Source organism: Ruegeria sp. BHSA163, assembly GCF_059613365.1.
The window spans coordinates 94,669-117,072 of record NZ_JBXWSJ010000002.1 but is presented as its reverse complement, the minus strand read 5'-3'; the positions used below and the strand labels follow the sequence as shown (position 1 = coordinate 117,072).

The following is a 22,404-nucleotide window of genomic DNA, read 5'->3' as shown; positions in this document are numbered from 1 at the left end:
GAACCATTTGCGTGCCTTTTCGGCACAAGGATTTGTTATGCAAAAATTGATTTGGAAGTCAAAATTCGTTATTTCGTTTCGCTCTAACCTCAGTCTCCAGCATGCGCGCAGGTTTGCCAATTCAACCGACGGATCCATGACGATCCTGTCGTTATTCTTTATAATGGCGGTCTTCATGGTAGCCGGATTTGCCGTCGACATGATGCGTTACGATAGCGAACGGGTAAAACTTCAGTACGCCTTGGATCGCGCAGTGCTTGCGGCCGCCGACCTTGATCAGGAATTGTGCCCTGCCGACGTGGTCAAAGACTACCTGAGCAAAGAAAACCTCGATCAATACTTGGTCGAAGGTTCCATCAAGGTTACTCCGGAAACCTGCGGTGCAACGGACGCTCGTTTGGCAGGCAAGCGTAAAGTCGAAGCTAGCGCTGAAATGAACGTCGCAACGCATTTCATGCAATGGAATGGCGTCGATTATATTGCGTCCAATGCCACCAGCGTTGCAGAAGAATCCATCGGTAACGTTGAGATTTCCCTGGTTCTTGACGTTTCCGGTTCAATGGACGGAACAAAACTGGCCAATCTTCAGACTGCAGCCAAGGATTTTGTTGATGAGATGGTTAACAAATCCGAGGATGGTAAGTTGTCTATTTCGATCATCCCATATTCGGAACAAGTTTCAGTCCCGAACTACCTGATGAACGAGCTGACCACTATCGGCGCTAACGAGGTTGCGAATTGCATCGACTTTCCACTTGCCGATTTCTCGACCATGGAATTCGATAATTATGATATCTTTGACTCCGGCGGCACTCTGATCCGCCCGGGCACTGCTATCCCTCAAACACTTCACTTTGACGACTATGGGTCCACTGACTTTCGTCAAAGTGATAACTTGGTTGCCAGTAATGTGTGCCGACGGGAAACCAGCACCGATCGACGAGCGATGGCTGTCATTCAAAACGACGTAGACACGCTGAAACAGCAGATCGATCTTTTGAATGCAAGTGGTTGGACATCCATTGATGTCGGCTTGAAATGGGGATTGACCCTGTTGGATGACAGCATTCAGCCATTGATTGCGCGCCTTGCAAGCACCTCTGCCATTCCAAGCGAGTTCGCAGGGCGACCCGGGCGAAACAGAACAGCCGACTCTTTGAAGGTTCTGGTACTGATGACCGATGGAGCCAATACAAAACAGCACATGGTCAACGCGCCCTACTACACGGGCCCGTCAGATATTCACTGGAACGATGGGGCACAAACGTACTCTGTCTATGATGAAGCGAATGATCGTTATTCTTGGTCAAGTGTTCGGCAAACTGTACGTCACAACGACGGCTCTCGCTGGACCAGAGATTACTATCAGAACCACGCCTACGGCGCCCGAAAGTCTGACGGCAGCAGAGAAACATTCCGCCGCTATCGCTGTACAAGCTTCTACGATGGTAAATGCCACAGCATTAACTCATCGTCGTATTACACCGACACCGAGTACGGCGACACCTTGGAACTGGATTGGCCGGATGTTTGGGCGCACTCAGAGAAACACGTGATCTACTATCTTCTGCGCGACACATTTGGCACTACGAAAGCACAGGAGTGGTGGGATAAATCCACCACCGAACTGCAAGGCTATCAAAAAGACCCGCGGGTTTATTCACTTTGTGCACAGGCAGAAGCCGAAGAAGTTCTTATTTTCTCAATAGCTTATGAAGCGCCCGAAAGCGTGAAGCCGATGCTCAAGACTTGTGCGGTAGACGATGGGCGTTACTACGAAGCCACCGGAACCAAGATCCAAGGCGTGTTTGACTCGATCAGCGCTACAATTCAGAACCTAAGGCTAACTCAATGAAACCGTTACTTCGAATGCGCCTGCGTCGATTTCGCCGCAGCGAGGACGGAAGTTCGTCGACTATCGAGTTTCTGTTCTGGTTCCCGGTGTTCATCTATGTCTGCTATTCGGGCATGGACATGGGGTTGATGTCTTTCAGTCATGCCAACCTTGAACGGGCGCTTGATGAAACTATTCGAGAGGTTCGCCTCAATCGCCTTCCCGCTGGAGAAACAGAGTGGACACATGACCTTCTCAAGGACATGGTTTGTGACAGGGTTCGGCATGTCTCGAACTGCTCCACTCATCTTGCGCTTGAGATGAAGTCGATTGATCCGCGCGTCGGCAACCAACTGAACACACAGGTATTTTGCGTTGACACGCCCGAGACGATTCGAAACCCGGATCAGGTTGATTTCGACCGAGGCACATCAAACGAACTGATGATCATTAGGGCCTGTCTAGAAGTTTCCCCGGTTTGGGGCTTTACCATGACCGGCGGCTTGGCAAGCCAAGATCCGGATGGACAATGGGAATTGCACGCCACGACGGTATTCGTGCACGAGCCATTCGGCGGCGACACGTCGAACCCAATAACCAACCCGGCGGCGACAGGCGGTACTTCTGACACTGGAGGCGCAACATGAAACGCGCCATCGCAAGTTTTTTGAAGCAATTCTTCGACCGGGAGGATGGCATTATTACGGTTGAGGCAGTGCTGGTTCTGCCGATGATGTTTTGGTCGATCTTTGCATCCTACACCTACTACGACAGCTATCGTCAAAGCGCCCGCAACATCAAAGCTGCTTATACCGTTGCCGATATCATTTCGCGTGAACGCAACATGATCAACGCAACCTACATCAATACGATGCATAGTTTGCTTGAAACCATGGTGTCTACTCGGGCTCCGGTATCTATGCGCATTTCGTTCCTGCTTTACGAAGAACCGACAGACAGCCACACAGTGTTGTGGTCGTGTGTCCGGGGGGGCGTTTACAACTCGCTGAACGACGGAGATGCCAAGCTGATGAAACCGCTTCTGCCGACGATGCCGGACAACGGCAAAATGATTGTTGTTGAAACCAACAACACATATCGCGCGCCGTTCAACATCGGTTTTGGGTTTGATGATTTTTCGATGGGCAATTTCGTCTTCACGCACCCACGCGTTTTCGACAACATTGTTGCATCGACCCCCTGCTAACTGCTCTCCGCCCGCTCCATCAGCAGAGCGGATAGCATTTCCGACATAAACTTTGTTTCGGCGGCAGAAGTCATGCCACCGACACCTATCCGACGGCCAATTCTCCACCATAGGCCTGGTTCCCAAGCATTTTTTGTCCTTGCACGGGTCAACACCAGAAACCCGTTGGATGGTTTAAATGCGAACACACCCCGATCCACTGACACGATATCAGCAATCTCGCAAATGGGTCGTCCAGACCGGGTCCTTAGTTGCGATTTAGTCAATTCAATTGCGTCCTTAGTCGATACCCACATGCGCTGTGCCAACCACAGTGAAGCAAAGCCAACCACCAACAGAAATACCTGCCACCCTGTTTCCGGCGGCGATGCAAGTGCAACGTAAATCACCAACAGTGCGACAATGCCCAGCATCCCTACCCCGATCCAACGCCTTGGCGATGAGGCCTGTACAGTGGCTAATACGTCCTGTTGCATGTGCGTCTCCCAATATTCGCCTTTGCCTTAGCGCCTTTGGCGGCAGAAGGACAGAGACCCCGAAAAATCTGAGCATCATTGCACATTATCAGTGTTTCTGTGCCAATTGATTGCCTCGCATCAGGATTTACATTGCAGATTGAGCAATCAGGAGGATGCAATGTCCCTCAGACCTACATTAGAAACACGAAAAGCTACCCCAGCCATGGAAGGCGCCGGCGTGAAACTGCATCGCGCGTTCGGATTTCAGGATCCATCCGAATTGGACCCATTCCTTTTGTTTGACGATTTCAGAAATGAAAACCCGCAGGACTATCAGGCTGGTTTTCCTTGGCACCCCCACCGGGGAATAGAAACAATTACCTATGTTCTGTCAGGCAATGTCGATCACAGTGACTCGCTTGGCAACAGCGGAACTTTGGGTGCCGGGGACGTGCAATGGATGACCGCCGGTTCCGGAATTTTACATCAGGAGATGCCTAAGGGTAACTCGCGCGGACAGATGCACGGGTTTCAACTTTGGGGCAATCTTCCTGCTGACCAAAAAATGACTGCGCCAAGGTATCAGGATGTAAGTAACGCTGAAATTCCAGAAGTCATCGATGACGATGGAACCACTGTGCGCATCATCGTGGGTGACTTTTGGGGAAAGACAGGGCCCGTCGACGGGATCGCGGCCGATCCGCAGTATTTGGACGTCTCAATCCCTGCAGGAGTGAAAAAGACGTTTAAAGTGGACACCTACAGACGCGCATTTGCCTATGTCTTTCAAGGCCAAGCCGCGTTTGCCGATGCGTCTCAACCCACTGGAGTACTGTTGGAAAAAGAAATCGCCGGGCAAGAGGTCAATATCCGCGACATGTCAGGGAACCGCACGTTGGTACGCTTTGGCACGGGCGACGAAATCACGGTGCAGGCCGGTCCTGAAGGGGTTCGTTTTTTGTTGATTTCCGGCGCGCCCATCAATGAGCCGGTTGCGTGGCACGGCCCGATCGTGATGAACACACAATCTGAGCTGGAACAGGCCTTTCGCGAACTTCGCAACGGCACATTCATTCGTCCGGCACAATAACGGAACCCGCCTTGCCGAATTCCGGCAAGGCGGATCAGCGCGTTACGGATCTGCGCACCATATCCCAATAGATTTGCTCGACGGCATCGAGAGTCAGCCTACCCTCTGTCCGGTACCAAGTCATAACACCATTCAACATCGCAATCACCGCCAACGTTGCTATCTTGCTGTCGGTGACTGTAAATAAACCTTCGACTTGTCCTTGCTTGAAAATTCCTTCGAGCGTGTCCTCGTAATTTCGGCGCAGTGCTTCAATTTCAGCGAAATTTTCGGGGGTGAGATTGCGAAGTTCCATATAGGCAATAAACACCTCGTCAGGGCGTTGAAGATGAAACCGGATATGAAAACCTACAAACTGCTTCAATGCTTCGATGGCGTTTTCAGTCGCAGGCAATTCGGCGGCGGCATTCAAAAGCTCTTGCATGTGCTCTTGCATAAGTCGAAACAGCAGACTTTGCTTATCTGGAGTGTAGTTGTAAAGCGCACCGGCTTGCACACCGACTTCGGCAGCGATCTGCCGCATGGATACCGCGGCGTAGCCACGTCTTGAAAACAGTCTCAGCGCAGCCTTTCGGATGCGCGGGCCGGTTATATCGGAATGAGAACCTTGCGTACGTGCCATTTGGCCAACTTATCTGAACAATCGTTCAAATAGAACCCCGCTTGAACCGCGACGCTAAAAGGTGCATGACCAACCGAAGCCGCAATCCAAAGGTCCTTTATGAAACCTCTGCCGCTGATTATCTCTTTGCTTGTTTGCGCAGCCTGCGCCGATATTCCCGAGCTTGAAGGCAGCGAAGGGCCAGAATTGCGCAAAACCTCTTATCCGCGACTAATTCCAATTTCCGAAAGCCTGGGGCCTCCGGCAGATCCAGTGAGCGAGGCAGAGGAAGTCGAGGAGGAGCTAACCGAGCGCAGTGAAGCATTGGCTGCAAAAGCAAAAGCCCTGCAAGAAGCTAATACCGACTAAGCGGACATATGCGTTCAAAATCAGCCTGATCCGCCGGAGATGGATTGCACCCTTCCGATGAACCCGGTAAGGCAGCCGACAAAGGGAACATGCCCTAACCGGCACATTCGAGCGGAAAGGACCCAAAGGAATGGCACAGGCGCTGAGGCTTGGAATTGCGGGTTTGGGAACCGTTGGCGTTGGGGTTGTAAAGATCATTCGCCGCCACGCCGAGCTATTGACCGCTCGAACAGGTCAATCCATTGAAATTGTGGCCGTTTCAGCACGGGATCCGAACAAAGACCGTGGCGTGAACTTGTCAAGCTATATGTGGGAAACCGATCCGGTCGCGCTGGCAAAACGCGATGACATTGACGTCTTTATAGAACTAATGGGGGGTGAAAATGGCCCGGCAAAGACATCAGTAGAAGCGGCTCTTGCCAGCGGCAAGGATGTCGTTACCGCGAACAAAGCTCTACTGGCCATCCACGGTCAGGAATTGGCTGAACAGGCCGAAGCAGCGGGCCGCGCGATTAGGTTTGAAGCCGCTGTTGCAGGTGGCATTCCGGTCATCAAATCCCTGACAGAGGGACTTGCCGGCAACCAAATCTCGCGCGTCATGGGCGTAATGAACGGCACCTGCAACTATATTCTTACGCGAATGCAGTCTCAGGAATTGGGTTACAACGCACTTTTTGAGGAATGCGCAAAGCTAGGGTACCTCGAAGCCGATCCCAATCTGGACGTGGGAGGCATTGACGCTGCGCACAAACTGGCGCTTTTGTCTTCGATTGCATTTGGCACCAAGCCCAACTTCGACGGAATCCAGATTGAAGGCATTCAACATATCAGCCTCGACGATATACATCAGGCCGCTGACATGGGTTATCGCATTAAATTGTTAGGCGTGGCGCAACGAACTCCGCGCGGGCTTGAGCAGCGTATGCAGCCGTGCCTTGTTCCCAGCGACTCACCGATTGGGCAGTTGGAAGGCGGGACCAACATGGTGGTCATAGAAGGTGACGCTGTTGACCAAATTGTGCTGCGTGGTCCCGGCGCCGGAGAAGGCCCGACCGCAAGCGCAGTCATGGGCGATGTTTGTGATCTGGCCAGGGGATTACGAATTCCGACTTTTGGCCGTGCGGCGACGTCTTTGGAAGAGGCACAACCCGCCCAAACCGGTACGCCTGCTCCTTATTACCTACGGCTGGCTTTACTAGACAAACCTGGTGCCTTGGCCAAGGTGGCCGCAATTCTGGGCGATGCGGGAGTATCCATTGACAGGATGAGGCAATACGCCCATTCCGAAAGTACTGCACCTGTTTTGATTGTGACGCATAAAACCACACGATCGACGCTCGACTACGCCCTGAATGGGCTGCGCGATACAGAAGCCGTTGCCGAAGAGCCTGTAGCGCTGAGAATCGAACAAGTTTGACCCCTTGCAGCCTGCAGCAGTCGCAGGCTATGCCAGAAGCAACGTCCGATCCGACCAAAGGAATACCGAACATGAACGCTGCCAAGACCGATTTCAACGATCGCCTGCTTTCGCTTGGCCTTGCGCGAGTAGCGGAACAGGCCGCGCTTGCCTCGGCATCACTGGTTGGTCGAGGTGACGAAAAGGCCGCCGACCAAGCAGCGGTGAACGCCATGCGTGAACAGCTGAATATGCTGGATATCGCGGGGGTTGTCGTCATCGGAGAGGGTGAACGCGACGAAGCGCCAATGCTCTACATCGGCGAAGAAGTCGGCACCGGTAATGGACCCGGGGTGGATATTGCTTTGGACCCGCTGGAAGGCACGACCTTGACGGCCAAGGATATGCCCAACGCTTTGACCGTAATTGCAATGGGCCCGCGCGGATCAATGTTGCATGCGCCGGACGTCTACATGGACAAGTTGGCAATTGGCCCGGGATACGAAGCTGGAGTGGTAAACTTGGACATGAGTCCCAAGGAAAGAGTCAACGCTTTGGCCAAAGCAAGGGGATGCAGTGCCAGTGACATAACTGTTTGCATTCTTGAGCGCCCGCGCCACGAGGCGATGATTGCTGAAGTTCGCGAAACTGGTGCATCGATCCGCTTGATTACCGACGGCGATGTCGCTGGTGTAATGCATTGCGCAGAAAGCGAAGTTACAGGTATTGATATGTATATGGGCCAAGGGGGAGCGCCCGAGGGAGTTCTTGCTGCGGCGGCCCTGAAATGTATGGGTGGGCAAATTTTTGGCCGTTTGCTGTTTCGAAACGACGACGAACGCGGACGTGCAGCCAAAGCCGGTATCACAGATTTGGATCGCGTATATTCTCGCGACGAAATGGTTACATCAGATGTGATCTTTGCCGCGACTGGTGTGACTGGCGGCTCGCTATTGCCGCGCATCAAACGCGAACCCGGGTGGGTAGAGACGACGACTTTGCTTATGCGATCCAAGACCGGATCGGTTCGCCGTATGTCATATCGTACACCGACCTGGCCGCACGACAACGTCTAGAAACCCAAACCGAAGTTTTTTCGGGAGTTTTCGAAAAGTTAGAAATAGGACGAATCCGTTAGGATCCGGCCTTGCTCTCAACAGGTGCCAGGATGAGTTTTCTTGGGGTGGAACAGTCTATGACCGGTAGGCGCTGGCTTGGACCAGCGCCGAACGTCGAGCGCGCCTCGGAAATGATGGCGCAACAAACCGACCTGCCACGCGCTCTGTGTCAGGTATTGGCACGTATGGGTGTCCCCGCAATAGAGGCCGAAGGCTTTCTCGAACCCAAACTCCGAGAATTATTGCCTGATCCACGTGCGATCAAGGACATGGAGACTGCGGCAACGCGATTTCTATCTGCTGTACGCAACCGGCAAAGAATCGCGGTTTTCGCGGATTACGATGTTGACGGCGGCAGTTCCGCGGCTTTGCTAATTGTCTGGCTCAGGCAGATGGGGTTGCAGGCAACCCTGTACGTTCCTGATCGAATTGACGAAGGTTATGGGCCAAATGTGCCAGCCATGACTGAACTGGCAGCATCCCATGATCTTATCGTATGCGTCGACTGCGGTACGCTTAGCCACGAACCTATCGCTGCAGCAAAAGAAGCGGATGTCTTAGTTCTTGATCACCATCTTGGCGGTGAAACGCTGCCAGATTGTCTGGCTGTGGTGAATCCAAATCGACAGGATGAAAGCGGTGATTTGGGATACCTATGTGCTGCCGCAGTAGTTTTCCTAATGCTTGTTGAAGCCGGTCGACAATTGCGAGCCGAGGGCGCAAAGGGGCCGGACCTAATGGCCTTGTTGGATTTGGTGGCTCTGGCCACCGTGGCAGATGTCGCCCCCCTGATACAGGCCAACCGGGCATTGGTGCGCCAAGGGCTTAAGGTTATGGCAGCACGTCAAAGGCCGGGCCTCGTTGCGCTGTCGGATGTGGCTCGGATGGACACTGCGCCAAACAGCTACCATCTTGGTTTCCTGTTAGGACCGCGTGTAAACGCCGGAGGTAGGATCGGACAAGCTGATTTAGGCGCAAGATTACTGAGCACGGACTCGGCAACCGAAGCAGAAGCCCTGTCAAAGCGACTGGATGCGCTGAACTCTGAGCGACGCGAGATCGAGAATTCGGTTCGCGCTGCCGCGATGGCTCAGGCCGAGGAACGAGGTTTGGACGCACCTTTGGTTTGGGCAGCAGGCGAAGGCTGGCACCCGGGCGTCGTAGGAATCGTGGCATCACGACTAAAGGAAACAGCGAACCGTCCCGCGATTGTAATCGGCTTTGAAGGTGACGAGGGCAAAGGTTCGGGTCGATCAGTCGCGGGAATTGATTTGGGCGCATCAATACAGAGGCTTGCTGCCGAGGGATTGTTGGTCAAAGGTGGCGGTCACAAAATGGCGGCAGGCCTGACGGTTATGCGCGCCAATCTGGAACCTGCGATGAAGCGATTGAGCGAGCTTTTGGCCAAGCAGGGCGCGGAAAATAGTGGACCAAGTGACCTGAAACTTGACGGTGCCCTGATGCCAGGTGCTGCAACCGTTGACCTTATTGAACATATTGAAAAGGCAGGACCATTCGGTGCCGCCGCCCCTGCCCCACGTTACGCGTTGCCAGATTTGCAGGTACGTTTTGCAAAGCGCGTCGGGGAAACTCACCTAAAGCTGTCATTGTCCGACGGCATGAGCGGTGGGCTGGACGCCATTGCTTTTGGTGCCTTTGACGGACCGATGGGAGATCGACTTGTGAACCACGGCGGCGCCCGATTTCATTTCGCGGGCAGGCTAGAGATAAATTCGTGGGGTGGACGTCAGAACGTGCAGTTGAGGCTCGAAGACGCGGCCGAAGCGAATTGAAGTCGCAAACGACCGTCTTTGAAAGTCTTTAAAAAAGTTGCAAAGCCTTGCGTTTTTCGGCTTGCGGGGGTGCTAGGTAATCCGTAAAAGGCCCTCCACAAGCCAGCGTGGCCCGTTCGTCTATCGGTTAGGACGCCAGGTTTTCAACCTGGAAAGAGGGGTTCGATTCCCCTACGGGCTACCACTTGTACTTGGCCAGAGAGCTTGCGGCCCGTTCGTCTATCGGTTAGGACGCCAGGTTTTCAACCTGGAAAGAGGGGTTCGATTCCCCTACGGGCTACCATTACGTTGAAGTCCTGAAATCGCTAAGTACTAGTCGAATAACGCTCGTTTTGAGAGGCAAGATAACTTCTCTTCTGATGTCCTCGCTAGAACCGTTGTCACAACGACCTGATTTTGCCATCAGAGTGTCGAAATTTTTGCTGACCGAACCGAGTGTGGCAATCGATTTTCCCAAGATGTCAGCCGCTGAATTCCGGCTGCACAATAGTCGCCCACGTAAGGTCGGAAACGTCCGCACGTCGCATGCCGCTCCGGGCTGAATAGTACTGCCAGTGCTTGAGAATTGCCGGATTCATTGTAAGGTGGTCGCACTAACTAAATGATATTTATGAATATCAACGGCGAAGTTTAAAGTTGCTCGTCCCGCGTGAGGATAGCCCATGTCTCAGACCCTTCTGAAATATACACGTGTGCTGGAAATTGTTGGAGACACGATCAAGGTTCGGGTTCCGCCGCAAAACACGACGGATCTAAACATTAGATTCAACGACTTAGCGATGATAGAAACCGTAGACGGGCAAAAAACGCTGGCTCAAGCGATTTTTATTGATCGGGACGTTGTAACCCTGCAGGTCTTTTCTGGAACCAAAGGCATTTCGACCGAGGCAACTGCTACGTTTCTGGGGCATCCAATGCGGACTCCGTATTCGTCCAATATTTTAGGACGTGTATTTGACGGAGCGGGTGTTCCTATCGATGGTGGACCAGACCTTTCGGCAGAGCCACGGATCGATATTGGAGGGCCCTCGGTTAACCCGGCAGAACGGGCTGTCCCCAACAAGATGATCCGTACCGATGTACCAATGATCGACGTATTCAACACATTGGTTGAAAGCCAAAAGATTCCAATTTTTTCGGTTTCCGGAGAGCCATTTAACCCCTTTCTGAGTCGAATAGGCATCCAGGCAGACGCAGATATTGTTGTCTTCGGTGGGCTGGGGTTGATATTTGATGACTACCATACTTTCCGAACCGCCTTTGAAGATGCAGGTGTCTTCTCTCGGACCGTGATGTTCGTCAATCAAGCCATGGACCCGCTGGTAGAACGCCTGCTTGTTCCAGACATGGCACTGGCCGTAGCAGAGAAGTTCGCACTGGAGGAAGGCAAGAGGGTTTTGGTCCTTTTGACCGACATGACCGCCTATGCTGACGCCATGAAAGAGGTCGGGATCAGCCAAGAACGTGTACCATCTCAGCGCGGATACATGGGCGACCTCTATTCCCAATTGGCGCGGCGGTATGAGAAAGCTTGCGACTACGCCAAGGGTGGCTCTGTGACGGTTCTGACCGTGACAACAATGCCTGGTAACGATGTGACACATCCGGTGCCGGACAATACGGGGTACATCACCGAGGGACAGTTTTATCTGCATTCCGGCGTGATTGATCCGTTCGGCAGCCTTTCGCGGCTCAAGCAAAATGTGATTGGCAAAACCACGCGTGAGGATCACGGGCAGATCATGAACACAATGATCCGGTTATATTCAGAAAGCCGCGACGCATCGCAGAAGCAAGCGATGGCTTTTGACTTATCGGAATACGATCATCAATTACTGAAATTCGGTGACCTGTTTCGTACTCGTTTCATGGACATCAACGTATCGATCCCGTTGGAAGAGGCGCTGGATTTGGGCTGGAAAACACTGGCCGAGTGTTTTGCGCCAGAACAGTTGCTAATGAAGCAATCCCTGATCGACAAGTACTTCCCAAAGGAAACCAATGGCGCGGTTGCAGCTGAATAAGTCCTCGCTAGCTCGCGAGCAAAAGCAATTAGAAAGCTTCGAACGGTTTCTGCCGTCATTGGACCTAAAGCGGCAACAGTTGATGGCGGAGCGTGTAAAAGCACGCGCAGAAGTGGACCGTTTGCAGGATCAGGTAAATGAGCTTGCGCAGCAAGTTGGGGAAAAACTGCCAATGCTGTCCCAGCGGGGCATTAATTTGGACGGATTGGTCGAACTGAGGGATTACAAGGTCAAAGAGGTCAACGTGGTTGGGGTGAAAATGCCCGATCTTGACCGAATTGAAGTTGCGGTTCGATCATATTCGACGCTGGCCAAGCCGCATTGGGTCGACGCTGCGGCGCGGCTGCTGCATGACATGATCGAAGCAAGGCTGCGCGTCAAAATCGCCAAGGAGCGCGTCAAGATTTTCGATAAGTCTGTCGCCACCATCACGCAACGGGTCAACCTGTTCGAAAAAGTGCTTATCCCTAGAGCAAAGGCAAATATCAAGAAAATCCGCATATATTTGAGTGATGAGCAAATGCAGGCTGTTGTGCGTTCGAAAATCTCGAAACGCAAACACGCAAATGAGGTCACGTTATGACGGTCGCTCGGCTCAAAAAGCTTTCAGTGGTTGGAATGGCCTCACAAAAGCCAGCCACGTTAGAAGCTCTGCAAGATTTGGGTTGCATGCATGTGTTGCCGTTGGCGGAAATCCCAAGCGAGCCAGAAAAGATCAGTGAACGCGGGGCGCGTGAAGCCTATAAAGCATTGCGTTTTCTTACCGAAGTTCCAAACCCGCGACGCCAGATTCAGCGCGACAACAATTTTGATATGGATCGCTTTGTCAAAGATATACGTAATCTGATGCAGCGCACTCGCGATACAATTGACCGTCGGGACTTTCTGGAGCATCGAATTTCTCAAGTGCGTCCGTGGGGGGATTTAGATTTTCCTCCTTCGGATGCTTTGGCGGGCAATCGACTTTGGTTCTATCAATTGCCGATCAAGCACCGCGCATCTTTGGACGGTATAAGATTGCCCTGGGCAGTGCTGGAACAGGATCACAGATACCTTTACGCGGTTTTGATCTCAGCCGACGAACCCGAGAATGATATTCTACCTGTGCCCCGCACTCATGTCGGTTCACTACCAATCCACAAGCTTGAGGCGCAGCTGGAAGACGCTGAAATCGCTCTGGAATCTCTGGATGCGGAGCGCGTTGCACAGACCAGATACCTAACACTGATGCGTCAGAATCTGTCCTTAGCAGAAAGTGCAGCGGAGTTGGCACACGCAATCCAAAAAGTTCGAGATGAAGAACAGATGTTCGCCGTACAGGGTTGGGTACCGGAAGAACAGGTAGACGCAGTTCTAGAAATGGCGAAAACCCAAGATGCGGCTGTTCTTATCGAAGAGCCAGGGCCAGACGAAACCCCTCCGACCCTGTTGGAACAGCCCGATAATCGTAGTGCCGCCGTCGATCTGGCATTATTCTATCAGGTGCCCGGTTACAGAGACTGGGACCCAAGCGTCATTGTCTCTGTTTCTTTCGCAATTTTTTTCGCGATGATCGTGGCAGATGCGGGCTATGGCGCCGTAATCCTGTTTGGCATGCTTCTGTTCTGGCGCCGAATGGATCGAACGGTATCCGAACGGTCATGGCGCAGATATGGCTTAATAGTTGCGGGTGCGACAGTCTTATACGGCATTCTTGTCGGAAGTTATTTTGGCGCTTCGCCACCCGATGGATCGCTATGGGCAAAGCTGAAGATTCTCGATTTGAACAACTTCAGCGCGATGATGATGGTGTCCATTGTTGTCGGCGTTTTCCATCTTGTGCTGGCCAACGCATTGGCCGCGCGTGCAGCATGGGGTCAGCGCAAAGCTGTTGCTAACCTTGGATGGATCGCTGCGCTGATCGGTGGGTTTGTTTTGTGGCTCAGTTACATGAAAGGTAATGCACCCCTACCCGGTGCATCAATCTTAGCAGTCGGTGTGTTGGTCATCATCCTATTTTCAAGTGAACGGGTTATCAATAAACCGACCGACTGGTTGTGGCGCCTTGTCGAAGGGCTGCAAAGCCTTGCTGGTGCTATGGGCGCGTTCGGGGATGTACTAAGTTACATGCGCTTGTTTGCGCTTGGACTAGCCTCGGCCTCGCTCGCAATCACATTCAACGATCTGGCGGTATCTGTAATGCAGGCGCTAAAAGGGCCTGGGATCCTGTTCGGTCTACTTATCCTGATCATTGGCCACATTCTGAATTTCGCCCTCGCGATGATGAGCGGCGTCGTTCATGGATTGCGCCTCAACTATATCGAATTCTTTAAATGGGGTCTTCCGGATGAAGGGATTGTCTTTCGCCCGTTTGCCCGCAAGGAGGTTCAGGAATGAATGAGCTTGTTCTAACATTGGGTTGGCTTGGTATCTACGCTCCAATGGCGTTGGGTGCCGCGGCCAGTGCAATTGGCTGCGCGATCGCGGGTCAAGCCAGCATCGGGGCGATGACCGAAACTGATGGCGGATATGGCCGCTTTGTCGGCGTCTCTGCCTTTCCCTCCACCATGGTCATTTACGGTATCGTTATAATGTTCACGTTGAACCGCGACGTGACGCCGGAAAATGCCGGCGGCTTATTCGGTATCGGAATTCTATCCGGGATTGCCCTTATGTATTGCGGCATCTGGCAAGGTCGGGCTTGCGCCGCCGCAATCAATGCCACCAAGGAAAAACCAGAGATATTTGGATTAGCGCTGGCGCCAGCCGCGATTATCGAAGGTTTCGGCGTCTTTGCATTTGTGTTCGCACTAGTAATCAGCGCGGGGATTAGTTGATGGGACAGAATGGTACGATTTCACATGGCGTAGATGAGTTGATCGAAAGGCTGCGCAGCGAAGGGGTCACAGCCGGCCAAGCCGATGGTGAAAAATTACGCACCGAGGCAAAATCCGAGGCAGCGCAAATTTTGTCGGACGCAAAACGTGAAGCAGATGAGTACCAAAAAAAAGCTCGTACAGAGGCCGATAATTATCGTTCAGCAGGAGAAGAGGCGCTTAACACTGCTATGCGGGACGCAGTTCTGACAATGAAGGCCGGGCTGACCGATAGATTTGCAGAAGACGTCCAACGACTTGTGACAAAAGAATTGGCTGACCCCAAACTATTAAAGCAGATGATACTAGAGGTCGTGGGGCGCGCGGCTGACGAGGCAAAGCTCGAAGGAAAGGTACAGGTTATACTGCCGGCAAAAGTCGCAACCCAAGAAGATATCAAACAGAACGCGGACGACATTCAGTCCGGAAAACTTACGAAATATGTGCTGGGCCTGACGGCCAAAATGCTTCGCGAGAATGTCGAGTTACACGCCGCGGACGATAATCAGGGTGGGATTAGGGTCCGGGCTGAGGATGAGGGTGTTGTTCTGGACCTAAGCGATAAGGCGGTGGCGGCCTTGCTTATGGAACATCTTCAACCGCGTTTCCGTGCCATTCTCGAGGGGGTAATCCGGTAAGATGTCAGTCGCTGACGCCTATATCGCGCTGATCAGCAGCCTTCCCGGATCCGAGCGTTTGTTTGTCGCCAAACAGCCGCCTCTATCACGGCTTAGGCTAGATCGCCGCCTGAAGGCTTTGTCGGCCAAAGATGCTAAGATCCTAAACTCCATTGAGAACACGCTGAGTTGGAGCGCCTATGACATGGATGTCACCGACGCGCAGGCGGTTGAACGGTGTAAACGGACGTTGAAGAATATCCCACACGCGTCACTGCGCACTCTGTTCAATGAGCGTATGGATATGCGCACCATTGTTGCCGCAATGCGGTTGCGAAAACACGGCGTTGAACCTCCTTCTGGGCCTTTCGGTTTCAGCCGTTGGAGCCGACATATCCCTGCCAATTGGAACGACCCGACCTTTAGACTTGAGACCCAGGTGCCATGGGCATCACAAGCGAACCAACTGCTGGATAACGACGATCCGCTGGGACTTGAACGACTACTTTTGTCTGTGAGCCATACACAGCTAAAGCGGCACGCTGCTCGTCACATGTTCGATTTCGAGGCCGTCGCGATCTACGTATTAATCTGGAATATTTTTGACCGCTGGGCACAAAGCAACGCGCAAGAAGCGGCGACACGTTTCGAGAATTTGGCGCAACAGGCAATGGCCGATATTGAATATCAGGGAATAAGCGCATGACAGCCCGATCCACATCTTCTGACACAGTGACTGCAAGAGTCGTTTCAGTTCAGGAAGGGCTGGTTGAAATTCAGGCTATTCCAGACGCAACGGGGCGACCCGGACAGTTGGTCAAAAACGAAGTTGTCTATATCCTGCCCTCGCGCTTGGTCGAGAATATGCGACAAGAACGGCTGAAAGCCGAAGTGTTGCGCGTACGCGGCGACACTGCCGATGTTCAGGTTTATGAGAATACGGATGGTGTTGCCGTCGGTGACCCAGTTGAACAAAGTGGGCAATTGCTTTCGGTCGAATTGGGGCCTGGGTTATTGGGGCAGGTCTATGACGGACTTCAGGCACCCTTGCCCAAGGTGGCGGCTGAATTTGGCACTTTTCTTCCCCGTGGCGCCGAAGTACCGGCATTGGATACCCTAGCTAAATGGTCGTTCACACCAATTGTCAAAGTCGGTGATATGGTCACGGCGGGCGACAGCATCGGGTCAGTCCCCGAGGGTCGTTTTACCCACAAAATCATGGTGCCATTCAATTGGACTGGCCGGTACAAAGTCGTTTGGGTTCAAAAGGGTGCCGCAACGATCCAGGATATCGTTGCACGCCTTGAAGACGAACAAGGCGGAGAACATACTCTCGCCCTGTCACAAAAATGGCCTGTAAGGCGGGCTTTGCCGGAAAGCATTCTGAAGCGAGCACTTTGCGAGCGGTTATACCCCACAGAACCTGTTCTGACATCGCAGCGATTGATTGATACCTTTTTTCCGATTGCCCGCGGTGGAACTGCATGTATTCCCGGCCCATTTGGTGCAGGTAAAACCGTGCTGCAAAACTTGATCGCCCGAAATGCCAAGGTCGATATCGTTATCGTGGTGGCTTGCGGTGAGCGTGCCGGAGAAGTTGTTGAAACTATAACTGAATTTCCAAAAATGACTGATCCCACATCAGGCGGCAGCCTGATGGATCGCACAATTATCATCGCCAACACTTCGTCCATGCCAGTGGCCGCGCGCGAGGCATCGATTTTCACTGGGATCACACTGGGCGAGTATTACCGGCAAATGGGGTTCGAAGTTTTGCTGATCGCAGACAGTACAAGTCGATGGGCGCAGGCAATGCGTGAAACATCAGGCAAACTCGAAGAAATTCCCGGAGAGGAAGGATTTCCAGCCTATCTGGAAAGTTCGATCAAGGGTTTGTACGAACGTGCCGGAGCGCTGCGAACCAATGACGGTGACACCGGAAGCTTGACACTAATCGGTACCGTCTCTCCTGCAGGTGGCAACTTTGATGAACCTGTCACGCAGTCGACGCTTTCGACGGTCAAGTGTTTTCTAGGCCTTTCTTCAGAGCGCGCTTACAAGCGTTTCTATCCGGCAGTTGACCCCATGCTGAGTTGGTCGCGGTATCTGGATCAACTTTCCGATTGGTATGACAAAAACGCCGAGCCCGGATGGACACATAAAGTCAAGAACCTGCTGGAGCTGATCGAAAAAGGAGAACAAGTCGACCAAATGATGCAGGTAACCGGCGAAGAAGGCGTGACAATCGACGACTTTGTAACCCAGCAAAAAGCACTGTTTGTCGATATGGTCTACCTACAGCAAGACGCATTTGACAAAGTGGACGCCACAGTGCCACTGGAACGTCAAAAGATGACATTTAAGCAGGTTTACGATATCGCCCGATCCAATCCGCCTTTTGCCGACAAAGCTGAGGCTCGTCAGGTGTTTACGCAACTGACTGGCTTAATGAAGAACTTCCACTATGCCGCTGAAAACACACCGGAATTCAAGTCCATCTGGGGGCAGATTAGCAACTTGTGCCACGAAAAATTCGGCCTTTGACCAGGGCGCACCTAGCGCGGACACGTCAGCGAATGTCTCGACACTATTTTGGTATCCAGACGAATGGATTGCCCCGGTTTTGAATGTTCTATCATCTCGATTAACTCAGATGCCGCCTTGCGACCCATTTCTCTGTGCGGAACATGAATGGTCGTCAATCCTGGCTGTACAATGCGCGCCAGTTCGATATCGTCAAATCCCGTAATTGATATATCGTCCGGTACGCTAAGCCCCATTTTTTCAGCCTGCCTCACTGCTCCGACTGCTAAAACGTCGTTGCCGCACAAAATCGCAGTTGGTCGATTGTCCTCTGCAATCAAATGTTCAAACGCCTCCGCTCCATTTTCAATTTCATAGGGAGTTTCGACAATAGACAGTGTCTCTGGGGACAGTCCGTGCATTTGCATCGCGTCTTTAACGCCCTGAATCCTTAACCGTGCTCTGTCGTTTCCCTGACTCATCCCCGAAATCATCGCCAAACTTTGATGGCCCAGCTTGATGACCTCATCGGCCAGAGCCATCATAGCCTGTCGGTTATCGAACCCAATCGAAGGGGTCCGTTTCCCCGGTATGAACGACCATGCGACCATTACAGGAACTTTTTGCTGTTCGAGATAATCATAAATGCGCGCTTGTCGGTCATGTCCAATCAGCAATAATCCATCGGCGCCACGCGCCACCAACGTCCTTATTTGCTCCTCTTCGACTTCTGGCTTGTACGCGGAACTGGAGACCAAAAGCGTATATCCACGCTTGTGAATTTCTTCCTGGAAAGCTTGCAGACCTCTCGCAAAAATTGCGTTTTCCATTGTGGGAATGATCGCCCCAATCGTGAATGATCGTTTGGCTGCCATCACTCGCGCCGCGAAATTTGGGGTATAGCCCAATGCCTCAACAGCGGACATCACACGTTCACGCGTCGCCGCGACCACGCGCTTGGGATCATTCAGACATCTCGACACAGTCGCGGTCGAAACTCCTGCCCTTTTGGCTACATCATCCAAGGTCGGAACTGACCGGAGTTTTGACATTTCTGAACCTGAGCTTTGCGTTTTCCTAATTCTTAACACATCCAAGCGGAGATGAAAGTAAATATGTAAGCGCTTGCATTTGCAATGTAAGCGCTTACAAGTATAAATGGACCGATTCTATAAGGAGTCCCGGAAAAATGTTTCTTGCTGCATCCATCATCGTGTTTGTCATCTATTTCACGAACGTGGCTTTGGGCGCATTTGCAGGCGACGCCTTTCTTGGGGATGTGCAAGAGATGTTGGTTCTTTTCGCGGCATCGATCTTGTTCGTTGTCGCAATTCTTAAAAAAGAAGCTGACCGCGATGCCAGTGATGGCAGCTGAATTTTTGCTTGGGAGGGCAATAAATGAACGACGATAGAAATGAAATTGCATCGGCAGAGCGCCGTAATTTCCTGAAGCTGAGTGCCAGTGGCGCCTTCACTGCCGCACTGGTTGCCGGTGCTGGCGGAATACTGTGGTCATCTGAAGCCGCAGCGCAGACCGCAAAAGAAGAAAGTGAACGGGAAAAGGCCGCCGACCACGTCATGACCATCGCGACCGCTTATGTGCTCGGCGCATCGCGCAGTTACCCGATCATGCAGCTGGATCTGAAAGAAAATATCCAGAACGCGACCAATGGTAAGGTCTATGTTAAACTGGCACCGGGTGGACAGCTGGGTGCTGGCGGTTCACTTGTGCAGAAAGTTCAGGGCGGAACGATTCAAGCTGCGCAACATTCACTGTCGAATTTTGCTCCCTTTGCATCGACGGTTGACCTGATCAATATGCCCTACCTGTGTGGCTCAAACCAAAGATTCACCAACTTGGTTCACTCTGACACCTGGAAAAGCGAGGTCCACCCCAAGGTTGAGGCTGCCGGCTTTAAGGCACTGTTTTACGTGGTAATTGATCCACGTGTCGTCGCGGTCCGTCAGGGCGGCAACGCAGTGATAACGCCCGGTGACATGAGCGGTATCAAGTTCCGCGTTCCCGGCTCAAAAATGTTGCAGCAATACTATCGCATGGTTGGTGCAAACCCAACGCCGGTTGCTTGGGGCGAAACTCCGTCAGCGATCAAGCAAGGTGTTGCTGACGCTCTCGATCCATCGGTTGGAGCGCTTTATGTATTCGGGTTTAAAGACATCCTTAGCCACGTGACTTTCACTCAGGCCGTTCCGGACAGTCAGGTTTACTCCTGCAACCTTGAATGGTTCAATTCGGTACCCGCCGATGTCCAGGAAGGCATCATGTGGGGCGCGGAAATGACGGGTCATCAGAACCTGTCCAAGGTGCCTTCGGCGCGCGCTTACGCGATGTCTGAACTAACTAAAGCGGGGGTTGAATTCCACTCCCTCAGCGAAGATCAATTGGCTGAATGGCAGGATGCCGGCGGTTATCAGCGGTCTGAATGGGATCCGTTCAAGACCGAGCTAGCCGGATCGATGGATAACTTTGAGAAGTTGGTCGAAGCAGCTGGAACTCAAGGAAAATATTACGTCCACGATGCGTAAAATAAGTCAGGCGGACGCTATTTCTGCGTCCGCCACCTAATCTGTCAGCCATGCCTCAAAGGGCCCGAACCAAAAGGTTCCAGCCTGGCTGTTCTATTGCCGAGGGGAACGATGACCGCACTTCAAAAAATAGATCGAAACGCCGAACGCTGGCTGTTGCTGGTGTTCTACGTGATGTTGGTCATAACTATGGCCATCGAGGTCCTTCGGCGCGAAATATTCGCGTACTCTTCCATCTGGGGAGAAGAAATAGTCCGCTATTCATTTATCTATCTCGCGTGGATCGGGGCCGCCGCTGCAATCAAGGAGCGCGCGCATATTCGCATCGATGTGATAATGCACTACCTCGGCCCCCGGCCTAAGGCAGTTCTTTATATTTTTGGTGATCTGGTGATGTTCGCCGTGGCGATAATTGCTCTCTACTGGTCATACGAGGCCGTGCATGTCTCGGCCAAGTTTGGATCGGTCACTGACGGGCTTCGGGTCTCAAAAGTGTGGTTCTTGATGGCTGTGCCGACAGGTTTCGCGCTTATGATCTGGCGCTTAATCCAATCCCTGTTACGTGATCTGAAATCCCTTCGCGACGGCACTCCCGTCTTCGAAGGCGACAAACTGTTTGACTGAGGAGATCAAGAATGCTCTGGAATTCCCTCAACCAAACGGTCGAACTCGGCTGGGATTTTTATCTTCCGGTCATTCTTTTTGTTGGCCTAATCGCCCTAGCGGTTCCGGTTTGGGCCGCCATCGGCACCGCAGCGATTGTTATGCTGATCATGTCGGGCGACTTGCCGCTTAGCCTGGTTGGTGAGAGCCTCTTTACCGGAATTGACGCTTTTGCACTCACCGCTGTGCCGCTGTTCATCTTGACAGGCGACGTGCTTGTTCGCACCGGCCTTTCGCGGAAATTTCTGGACGTTGCCGAGGCGCTTACGTGCTTCGCAAAGGGCGGTTTTGGTTCGGCCACCGTTTTGGTCTGCGGTATGTTTGCGGCCATCTCCGGCTCAGACGCCGCAGGCGCAGCCGCTGTCGGCCGTATGACAATTAACCGACTTGTCGAAAGCGGCTATCCACGTCCCTATGCCTGCGCCTTGGTAGCTGCGGGTGCTTGCACCGGCATTCTCATTCCGCCTTCAATTGCATATATCATTATTGGTCTGGTGTTAGGAATATCCGCGTCAACTTTGTTTCTGGCGGCGCTGATACCCGGCCTGGCAATTCTCGTATCAATCCTGATTACCAATATCGTCGTTAACCGTATTTACGGTTACGAAGGCGGCGGCATGATGACCTTTGGCGAATGGCTGGCCAATCTGGGCAAAGCCCTGAAATCAGGTTGGTATGCATTCATTGTGCCGGGCATCATTTTTTACGGTATCTTCTCTGGCCGATTGACACCAACCGAGGCGGGCGCGACCGCGGTCGTCGTCACAATTATCATGGGCTTCATCCTGCGTACGCTTACACTGGCTGATTTCCCTTCGATGCTGGTGAGCTCTGCTAAGGTAAACGGCGTCATTCTCCCGATTATCGCCTTTTCCGCTCCGCTTGCCGAAGCGCTGGCCATCATGGGCGTTCCTCAGGGCTTCGTCGCCTCGATCACCTCTCTTACAGACGATCCCTACCTGCTGATCCTTCTAATGATTGGCATACTGATCGCTGCCGGCTGTGTTATGGAAACGACACCAAACATCGTGATCCTTGCGCCCATTCTAAAGCCTTTGGCCGACAACATCGGCATGAACGAGATTCAGTTTTGCATCATGATGATAACCGCGCTTGGTGTTGGTTTTATCACCCCGCCACTGGGCCTGAACCTGTTCGTCGTATCTGGCATTACAGGTGAGTCGATTCTGAAGATTGCGGCGCGCGCGGTTCCTTTTGTATTAACTATGCTGATCGTTGTTCTCCTGATCGCATATGTTCCATCCGTATCTACAACTTTGCTTCCTGCAATCTACCAATAGGACCAGCTTAA

The 22,404-nt window shown here is 52.5% G+C and carries 22 protein-coding genes and 2 tRNA genes; 21 read left to right on the top strand and 3 right to left on the bottom strand.

What is annotated here, in order from left to right:
- Positions 1 to 37 precede the first annotated feature (37 nt).
- From AC2FNV_RS01840 to AC2FNV_RS01830, 3 genes are read left to right on the top strand one after another with little or no spacing between them, the layout of a single operon-like run.
- A complete protein-coding gene (locus AC2FNV_RS01840) occupies positions 38 to 1,855 on the top strand; it encodes a TadE/TadG family type IV pilus assembly protein (protein WP_170603876.1) in 1,818 nt (605 codons plus the stop codon).
- A complete protein-coding gene (locus AC2FNV_RS01835; protein ID WP_170603877.1) occupies positions 1,852 to 2,481 on the top strand; it encodes a TadE/TadG family type IV pilus assembly protein in 630 nt (209 codons plus the stop codon). The genes AC2FNV_RS01840 and AC2FNV_RS01835 overlap by 4 nt, the downstream gene beginning before the upstream one ends.
- Positions 2,478 to 3,041 carry a TadE/TadG family type IV pilus assembly protein gene (locus AC2FNV_RS01830; RefSeq protein ID WP_170610318.1) on the top strand — a complete coding sequence of 188 codons (564 nt, stop codon included), beginning with the start codon at positions 2,478 to 2,480 and terminating at the stop codon, positions 3,039 to 3,041. The genes AC2FNV_RS01835 and AC2FNV_RS01830 overlap by 4 nt, the downstream gene beginning before the upstream one ends.
- On the opposite strand, the gene AC2FNV_RS01825 is transcribed toward AC2FNV_RS01830, so the two are convergent.
- Entirely contained in the window at positions 3,038 to 3,517 is a 480-nt protein-coding gene (locus AC2FNV_RS01825; RefSeq protein WP_170603879.1) for a hypothetical protein, read from the bottom strand. The two genes, AC2FNV_RS01830 and AC2FNV_RS01825, sit on opposite strands and share 4 nt — an antisense overlap.
- 160 nt (positions 3,518 to 3,677) lie before the next feature.
- On the opposite strand from AC2FNV_RS01825, the gene AC2FNV_RS01820 reads away from it, so the two are divergent.
- Positions 3,678 to 4,589 (top strand): pirin family protein, encoded by a 912-nt coding sequence (locus tag AC2FNV_RS01820; protein WP_170603880.1) that lies wholly within the window; start codon positions 3,678 to 3,680, stop codon positions 4,587 to 4,589.
- Positions 4,590 to 4,623: 34 nt separating this feature from the next.
- Here AC2FNV_RS01820 and AC2FNV_RS01815 read toward each other — a convergent pair whose 3' ends face one another.
- Complete coding sequence (locus AC2FNV_RS01815; RefSeq protein ID WP_170603881.1) at positions 4,624 to 5,211, bottom strand: TetR/AcrR family transcriptional regulator; 588 nt, start codon at positions 5,209 to 5,211, stop codon at positions 4,624 to 4,626.
- A gap of 99 nt (positions 5,212 to 5,310) precedes the next feature.
- Between AC2FNV_RS01815 and AC2FNV_RS01810 the strand changes: the two genes are divergently transcribed.
- From AC2FNV_RS01810 to AC2FNV_RS01750, 13 genes are all read left to right on the top strand, one after another.
- A complete protein-coding gene (locus AC2FNV_RS01810; protein WP_170603882.1) occupies positions 5,311 to 5,559 on the top strand; it encodes a hypothetical protein in 249 nt (82 codons plus the stop codon).
- Positions 5,560 to 5,689: 130 nt separating this feature from the next.
- A complete protein-coding gene (locus AC2FNV_RS01805; protein ID WP_170603883.1) occupies positions 5,690 to 6,976 on the top strand; it encodes a homoserine dehydrogenase in 1,287 nt (428 codons plus the stop codon).
- Positions 6,977 to 7,047: 71 nt separating this feature from the next.
- Entirely contained in the window at positions 7,048 to 8,031 is a 984-nt protein-coding gene (gene glpX, locus AC2FNV_RS01800; protein ID WP_170604315.1) for a class II fructose-bisphosphatase, read from the top strand.
- Between the two features lie 92 nt (positions 8,032 to 8,123).
- Complete coding sequence (gene recJ / locus AC2FNV_RS01795; protein WP_170603884.1) at positions 8,124 to 9,866, top strand: single-stranded-DNA-specific exonuclease RecJ; 1,743 nt, start codon at positions 8,124 to 8,126, stop codon at positions 9,864 to 9,866.
- A gap of 109 nt (positions 9,867 to 9,975) precedes the next feature.
- Positions 9,976 to 10,050: transfer RNA gene (locus AC2FNV_RS01790), tRNA-Glu, on the top strand.
- A 24-nt stretch (positions 10,051 to 10,074) separates the two neighbouring features.
- Positions 10,075 to 10,149, top strand: a tRNA-Glu gene (locus AC2FNV_RS01785).
- 379 nt (positions 10,150 to 10,528) lie between these two features.
- Positions 10,529 to 11,890 carry a V-type ATP synthase subunit B gene (locus AC2FNV_RS01780; RefSeq protein ID WP_170603885.1) on the top strand — a complete coding sequence of 454 codons (1,362 nt, stop codon included), beginning with the start codon at positions 10,529 to 10,531 and terminating at the stop codon, positions 11,888 to 11,890.
- Positions 11,868 to 12,473 (top strand): V-type ATP synthase subunit D, encoded by a 606-nt coding sequence (locus AC2FNV_RS01775; RefSeq protein ID WP_170603886.1) that lies wholly within the window; start codon positions 11,868 to 11,870, stop codon positions 12,471 to 12,473. The genes AC2FNV_RS01780 and AC2FNV_RS01775 overlap by 23 nt, the downstream gene beginning before the upstream one ends.
- Positions 12,470 to 14,266, top strand: a complete 1,797-nt coding sequence (locus AC2FNV_RS01770) for a V-type ATP synthase subunit I (RefSeq protein WP_170603887.1) — start codon at positions 12,470 to 12,472, stop codon at positions 14,264 to 14,266. Before AC2FNV_RS01775 ends, AC2FNV_RS01770 begins: the two co-directional genes overlap by 4 nt.
- Entirely contained in the window at positions 14,263 to 14,706 is a 444-nt protein-coding gene (locus AC2FNV_RS01765) for an ATP synthase subunit C (protein ID WP_170476012.1), read from the top strand. Before AC2FNV_RS01770 ends, AC2FNV_RS01765 begins: the two co-directional genes overlap by 4 nt.
- On the top strand, positions 14,706 to 15,383 hold the full coding sequence (locus AC2FNV_RS01760; RefSeq protein WP_170476014.1) for a hypothetical protein: 678 nt from the start codon (positions 14,706 to 14,708) through the stop codon (positions 15,381 to 15,383). Before AC2FNV_RS01765 ends, AC2FNV_RS01760 begins: the two co-directional genes overlap by 1 nt.
- Position 15,384: 1 nt before the next feature.
- Complete coding sequence (locus AC2FNV_RS01755; RefSeq protein ID WP_170603888.1) at positions 15,385 to 16,068, top strand: hypothetical protein; 684 nt, start codon at positions 15,385 to 15,387, stop codon at positions 16,066 to 16,068.
- Complete coding sequence (locus AC2FNV_RS01750; protein WP_170603889.1) at positions 16,065 to 17,906, top strand: V-type ATP synthase subunit A; 1,842 nt, start codon at positions 16,065 to 16,067, stop codon at positions 17,904 to 17,906. The genes AC2FNV_RS01755 and AC2FNV_RS01750 overlap by 4 nt, the downstream gene beginning before the upstream one ends.
- Before the next feature lie 11 nt (positions 17,907 to 17,917).
- On the opposite strand, the gene AC2FNV_RS01745 is transcribed toward AC2FNV_RS01750, so the two are convergent.
- Positions 17,918 to 18,937, bottom strand: a complete 1,020-nt coding sequence (locus AC2FNV_RS01745) for a LacI family DNA-binding transcriptional regulator (protein ID WP_496772233.1) — start codon at positions 18,935 to 18,937, stop codon at positions 17,918 to 17,920.
- Positions 18,938 to 19,074: 137 nt separating this feature from the next.
- On the opposite strand from AC2FNV_RS01745, the gene AC2FNV_RS01740 reads away from it, so the two are divergent.
- From AC2FNV_RS01740 to AC2FNV_RS01725, 4 genes are all read left to right on the top strand, one after another.
- On the top strand, positions 19,075 to 19,260 hold the full coding sequence (locus tag AC2FNV_RS01740; protein WP_170476021.1) for a hypothetical protein: 186 nt from the start codon (positions 19,075 to 19,077) through the stop codon (positions 19,258 to 19,260).
- A gap of 23 nt (positions 19,261 to 19,283) precedes the next feature.
- Complete coding sequence (locus AC2FNV_RS01735; RefSeq protein WP_170603891.1) at positions 19,284 to 20,429, top strand: TRAP transporter substrate-binding protein; 1,146 nt, start codon at positions 19,284 to 19,286, stop codon at positions 20,427 to 20,429.
- A gap of 111 nt (positions 20,430 to 20,540) precedes the next feature.
- Positions 20,541 to 21,053: a TRAP transporter small permease gene (locus AC2FNV_RS01730; protein WP_170603892.1), complete on the top strand. Its 513-nt coding sequence runs from the start codon at positions 20,541 to 20,543 to the stop codon at positions 21,051 to 21,053.
- A gap of 11 nt (positions 21,054 to 21,064) precedes the next feature.
- Complete coding sequence (locus AC2FNV_RS01725) at positions 21,065 to 22,393, top strand: TRAP transporter large permease (RefSeq protein WP_170603893.1); 1,329 nt, start codon at positions 21,065 to 21,067, stop codon at positions 22,391 to 22,393.
- Positions 22,394 to 22,404 lie beyond the last annotated feature (11 nt).

Excerpts from the sequence above, each read along its gene's own strand:
- AC2FNV_RS01840 (WP_170603876.1), top strand. The coding sequence starts at position 38 with ATGCAAAAATTGATTTGGAAGTCAAAATTCGTTATTTCGTTTCGCTCT.
- AC2FNV_RS01835 (WP_170603877.1), top strand. The coding sequence starts at position 1,852 with ATGAAACCGTTACTTCGAATGCGCCTGCGTCGATTTCGCCGCAGCGAG.
- AC2FNV_RS01830 (WP_170610318.1), top strand. The coding sequence starts at position 2,478 with ATGAAACGCGCCATCGCAAGTTTTTTGAAGCAATTCTTCGACCGGGAG.
- AC2FNV_RS01825 (WP_170603879.1), bottom strand. The coding sequence starts at position 3,517 with ATGCAACAGGACGTATTAGCCACTGTACAGGCCTCATCGCCAAGGCGT.
- AC2FNV_RS01820 (WP_170603880.1), top strand. The coding sequence starts at position 3,678 with ATGTCCCTCAGACCTACATTAGAAACACGAAAAGCTACCCCAGCCATG.
- AC2FNV_RS01815 (WP_170603881.1), bottom strand. The coding sequence starts at position 5,211 with ATGGCACGTACGCAAGGTTCTCATTCCGATATAACCGGCCCGCGCATC.
- AC2FNV_RS01810 (WP_170603882.1), top strand. The coding sequence starts at position 5,311 with ATGAAACCTCTGCCGCTGATTATCTCTTTGCTTGTTTGCGCAGCCTGC.
- AC2FNV_RS01805 (WP_170603883.1), top strand. The coding sequence starts at position 5,690 with ATGGCACAGGCGCTGAGGCTTGGAATTGCGGGTTTGGGAACCGTTGGC.
- glpX (WP_170604315.1), top strand. The coding sequence starts at position 7,048 with ATGAACGCTGCCAAGACCGATTTCAACGATCGCCTGCTTTCGCTTGGC.
- recJ (WP_170603884.1), top strand. The coding sequence starts at position 8,124 with ATGAGTTTTCTTGGGGTGGAACAGTCTATGACCGGTAGGCGCTGGCTT.
- AC2FNV_RS01780 (WP_170603885.1), top strand. The coding sequence starts at position 10,529 with ATGTCTCAGACCCTTCTGAAATATACACGTGTGCTGGAAATTGTTGGA.
- AC2FNV_RS01775 (WP_170603886.1), top strand. The coding sequence starts at position 11,868 with ATGGCGCGGTTGCAGCTGAATAAGTCCTCGCTAGCTCGCGAGCAAAAG.
- AC2FNV_RS01770 (WP_170603887.1), top strand. The coding sequence starts at position 12,470 with ATGACGGTCGCTCGGCTCAAAAAGCTTTCAGTGGTTGGAATGGCCTCA.
- AC2FNV_RS01765 (WP_170476012.1), top strand. The coding sequence starts at position 14,263 with ATGAATGAGCTTGTTCTAACATTGGGTTGGCTTGGTATCTACGCTCCA.
- AC2FNV_RS01760 (WP_170476014.1), top strand. The coding sequence starts at position 14,706 with ATGGGACAGAATGGTACGATTTCACATGGCGTAGATGAGTTGATCGAA.
- AC2FNV_RS01755 (WP_170603888.1), top strand. The coding sequence starts at position 15,385 with ATGTCAGTCGCTGACGCCTATATCGCGCTGATCAGCAGCCTTCCCGGA.
- AC2FNV_RS01750 (WP_170603889.1), top strand. The coding sequence starts at position 16,065 with ATGACAGCCCGATCCACATCTTCTGACACAGTGACTGCAAGAGTCGTT.
- AC2FNV_RS01745 (WP_496772233.1), bottom strand. The coding sequence starts at position 18,937 with ATGTCAAAACTCCGGTCAGTTCCGACCTTGGATGATGTAGCCAAAAGG.
- AC2FNV_RS01740 (WP_170476021.1), top strand. The coding sequence starts at position 19,075 with ATGTTTCTTGCTGCATCCATCATCGTGTTTGTCATCTATTTCACGAAC.
- AC2FNV_RS01735 (WP_170603891.1), top strand. The coding sequence starts at position 19,284 with ATGAACGACGATAGAAATGAAATTGCATCGGCAGAGCGCCGTAATTTC.
- AC2FNV_RS01730 (WP_170603892.1), top strand. The coding sequence starts at position 20,541 with ATGACCGCACTTCAAAAAATAGATCGAAACGCCGAACGCTGGCTGTTG.
- AC2FNV_RS01725 (WP_170603893.1), top strand. The coding sequence starts at position 21,065 with ATGCTCTGGAATTCCCTCAACCAAACGGTCGAACTCGGCTGGGATTTT.